This window comes from Holdemania sp. (assembly GCF_986127675.1).
This window is the reverse complement of the sequence record NZ_CFQZWI010000160.1, coordinates 1-4,357: the sequence shown is the minus strand read 5'-3', so window position 1 is coordinate 4,357 and position 4,357 is coordinate 1. Positions and strand designations below refer to the sequence as shown.

The window sequence follows — 4,357 nt, the reverse complement described above, 5'->3', positions numbered from 1 at the left end:
TGCTCTTCCGATCTCTGCAAGCTTGCCTGCGCCGACGAGTTCATCCGGCAATTCCCGAAGGGTTACGACACCTATATCGAACAAGGCGGAACTAACGTCTCCGGCGGTCAGAAGCAGCGCTTGTGCATCGCGCGGGCATTGCTGAAAAAACCGAAAGTTCTGATTCTTGACGACAGCACCAGCGCCGTCGATACCCGCACCGACAGTATGATCCGCAAGGCGTTCCGGGAAGAAATTCCGAATACGACCAAGCTGATCATTTCACAGCGGATATCCTCCATTGAAGACGCCGATCGGATCGTCGTGCTTAACGAAGGGCGGATTGAAGGCGTGGGCACGCATGCGGAACTGTTGGCGAGCAACGCGATTTATCAGGAAGTCTACGAAACGCAGAAGAAAGGAGAGGATGAACATGAGCAGGCCTAGAAACGTGGGAACCAACGGCGAAAAGCTGAACACGAAAGTGCTGGGACGACTGATGAGCTACATCCTCAGCCGATATAAATTCCGTTACGCTATCGTTCTGATCTGTATTATTATTTCATCGCTGGCTTCAGTCGCGTCTTCAGTCTTCATGAAAACGCTGATCGACGGCTACATCACACCGTTAGTGCAAAGCGCCAGTCCGGATTTTACGCCGCTGTTTCAGGCGTTAAGTACAATGGCTTGTATCTATTTGGTAGGTGTGATTTCGAATCTGGCTTATCAGAAAATTTTGGTTGTTATTTCTCAAGGCACGATGAATGATTTGCGGAATGATCTGTTCAGCCACATGGAAAAACTGCCGATCCAATATTTTGATACGCATGCGCATGGGGATATCATGAGCGTCTATACCAACGATATTGATACGCTGCGGCAGGTTATCTCCCAGAGCATTCCTCAATTTCTGTCCTCGCTGTTTACGATCGTTTCGGTTTTCTTCTCAATGATCGTCATGAGCGTGCCGCTGACGCTGGTCACCCTGATGATGGTTGTGGTCATGCAGTTTGCGCTGCAGAAAATCATGCGCAAGTCAGGTCGTTACTTTGGCGCGCAGCAGCGGCAGCTGGGGAAAGAAAACGGATATATCGAAGAAATGATGGAAGGCGCGAAGGTCGTCAAGGTGTTCACGCATGAACAGAAGGCGATCGAGGAATTCAATCAGATCAATGAGGATCTGTGCGAAGCTTCCTACAAAGCAAATAAATATGCCAATATCCTGATGCCGATCGTTGGCAATCTGGGCAACATCTCCTATGTTCTGTGTGCGTTTATCGGCGGCGTGTTGGCAGTCAACGGCATCAGCGGTTTGACACTGGGCGGCCTGGCCTCCTTCCTGGCTTTGAATAAATCGTTCAACGGTCCGCTGAACCAGATTTCGCAGCAGCTGAACTCCGTCATCATGGCGATGGCCGGCGCGGAGCGGGTTTTCAAGTTGTTGGATGAACCGCACGAAGTGGATGACGGCCGCGTAACGCTGGTCAATGTCAATAAAGATGAGGCGGGACGGCTGAGTGAAGCGGAAATGACGACAGGCCACTGGGCCTGGAAACATTGCCATGAGGACGGCAGCGTCGATTATGTCGAACTGACCGGCGACGTTCGCTTCCACGATGTCAGCTTCGGCTATGTTGAAGGCAAAACCGTACTGCATGACATCGAACTGTTTGCCGAGCCGGGGCAGAAGCTGGCCTTTGTCGGCGCGACCGGCGCGGGCAAAACGACGATGACCAACCTGATCAATCGATTCTACGACGTACAGAAAGGCTCGATCACCTATGACGGCATCGACGTTAAGCTGATCCGCAAGGATGATCTGCGGCGGTCGTTAGGGATTGTTCTGCAGGATACCCATCTGTTCACCGGCACGATTGAGGACAATATCAAATATGCCCGGCCGGAGGCGACGCATGAAGAAGTTGTGGCGGCAGCTAAACTGGCGAATGCTCACTATTTCATCAAGCATCTGGAAAAAGGCTACGATACCTGGCTGACCCGCGATGGTTCTTCATTGTCGCAGGGACAGCGGCAGCTGATCTCCATCGCCCGGGCTGCGCTGGCCAATCCACCGGTACTGATTCTGGATGAAGCGACCTCTTCGATTGACTCGCGAACCGAGAAACTTGTGCAGGAAGGCATGGATAAGCTGATGAGCGGCCGGACGACCTTCGTCATCGCTCACCGGTTGAGTACGATTAAAAACTCGCACGCGATCATGGTCATGGATCATGGCCGGATTATCGAACGGGGCAATCATGAACGTCTGCTGGAAAAGCATGGCGTCTACTATCAGCTGTATACCGGCTTGATCGAAAACGACTGACAGGCGGGAGTTCCCGTCTGTTTTTCCTGTTGGCCCGGAATTCGAATTATGAAATGAGGGCGGACGTGATGCAGAGAAAAAATGCTTTTAAAGCTCAGCCTAATTGAAATTTCAAATGAAAATGGGACTGGTAATGAAAATGGATCAATTCAAAAATATAAGCGATGGTAAATCGTCAAAAATAACAAAAAAGTTGACTTATAGTCCGGTCCAGCTGGTATGATAAAGGGGCAGGCACTTACCGTTACGCGCGGATGGAAATCGGTTAAAAAGGGAAAGAGGGGAATGGAGTGACGCAAGCCAATTCTAAAAATTTAATGACTGAAGGTGTGATCTGGAAGAAGATTTTATTCTTTGCGCTGCCGATTTTTTTCGGTAATTTGTTTCAGCAATTATACAACACCGCCGATTCGCTGATCGTCGGGAATTTTCTAGGCAGTGAGGCGCTGGCGGCAGTTAGTTCGTCAGGCAATCTGATCTTTCTGCTCGTCGGTTTCTTCAACGGCATCGCTGTTGGAGCTGGGGTGGTGATCGCCCGTTACTATGGAGCGCGCAATAGCGAACAGGTTCAGCTGGCGGTGCATACGACAGTGGCTTTCGGTTTGGCCGCCAGTCTGTTGATGACGGCCGTTGGCGTAATTCTGGCGCCGCAGATTCTGATCTGGATGGGAACGCCGGCGGAGGTGCTGGGCTTATCTGCAGTTTATTTTCGAATCTATTTTGCCGGATCATTAGGCTTTATTATGTATAATATTTTTGTCGGTATCCTGCAGGCGGCCGGAGATAGCCGTCATCCGTTAGTCTATCTGGTCATTTCCTCGCTGATCAATATTGTTCTGGATCTGGTGTTTGTCGCCGGTATGCATCTGGGCGTCGGTTCGGCAGCCTTTGCGACAATACTATCGCAGTTTGTCAGCGCTGCGCTTTGCTTTAGACGTTTGTTGAAGGTGCAGGACGTTTATCGTATCGAGCCAAAGAAAATTCATTTTGACAAACCGATGCTGAAACTGATTATTCAATATGGTTTGCCGTCGGGGCTGCAGAATTCGATTATCGGATTTGCCAATGTAGTCGTTCAGACCAATATCAATGCTTTCGGGCAGATGGCAATGGCTGGCTGCGGCGCGTTCTCAAAGATTGAAGGGTTTGGTTTCCTGCCGATCACGAGCTTTACGATGGCGTTGACGACGTTTGTTGGTCAGAATCTGGGAGCTCGCGAGCTTGAACGAACCCGCAAAGGGGCGCGGTTTGGAATTCTTTGCTCAGTGGCGATTGCCGAAGGCATTGGAATTTTGATTTTTATCGGAGCACCGTGGCTGATCGCTGCTTTTAATCGGGATCCGCAGGTGATAGCCTATGGAACGGATCGGGCGCGGACGTCCGCTTTGTTTTTCTTCCTGCTGGCATTTTCTCATTGTATGGCGGCAATCCTGCGCGGGGCTGGGAAATCGACTGTTCCGATGCTGGTCATGCTGCTGACCTGGTGCGCGGCGCGGGTAACGTTTATCACGCTGATGGTTCGTTGGGTCAATTCGATTCAAGTTGTTTTCTGGGCATATCCGCTGACCTGGCTGATGAGTTCAGTTATTTTCTTCTATTATTATCGGCACGTCGACTGGATGCATGCATTTGATGCGCAATAACTTTACCGGCCTCATCAGCTCAATAAAATAAATAGAAGGAGCGGATTTGCGGCGCAGTCTGCTCACACGCAGTGGAAACAACCATATAATTTCGAGGTAAAAGAAACGGACCGTTCAAAGTTTATTTCAACTTTGAACAGCCCGTTTTTTTGCGGTATTTTTTTCATGAATTCTTATTATGATTGAATGGGGCGCAAAACAAGCCGGTTGACTTTGTGATGAAATGCCGGCGAAGTCAGGTTAAACAGAGGGAGAATACGACAGGTAGACATTTCCCAGGAAATGATATGAAGCTGCATTGTTGAAAAGAAATGAAATCAGCTGACCCGTTAAAAAGCAACTTCAGTTTTTTTCGACCATAAATAATCACGGTATCGGTTCAGCATCCCTTGTGCTTCAGATAAGGTTG

The 4,357-nt window shown here is 49.6% G+C and carries 3 protein-coding genes; all 3 read left to right on the top strand.

The annotated features are described in order from the left end of the window. Window positions 1-426, top strand: a 426-nt coding sequence (locus AC5OW4_RS14700; protein ID WP_493677159.1) for an ATP-binding cassette domain-containing protein, incomplete at its 5' end; no start/stop codon positions are given. Next, window positions 407-2,305 (top strand): ABC transporter ATP-binding protein, encoded by a 1,899-nt coding sequence (locus AC5OW4_RS14695; RefSeq protein WP_139248620.1) that lies wholly within the window; start codon window positions 407-409, stop codon window positions 2,303-2,305. The genes AC5OW4_RS14700 and AC5OW4_RS14695, both read left to right, overlap by 20 nt. A gap of 290 nt (window positions 2,306-2,595) precedes the next feature. Further along, window positions 2,596-3,948, top strand: a complete 1,353-nt coding sequence (locus AC5OW4_RS14690; protein WP_425591772.1) for an MATE family efflux transporter — start codon at window positions 2,596-2,598, stop codon at window positions 3,946-3,948. Window positions 3,949-4,357: the final 409 nt, after the last annotated feature.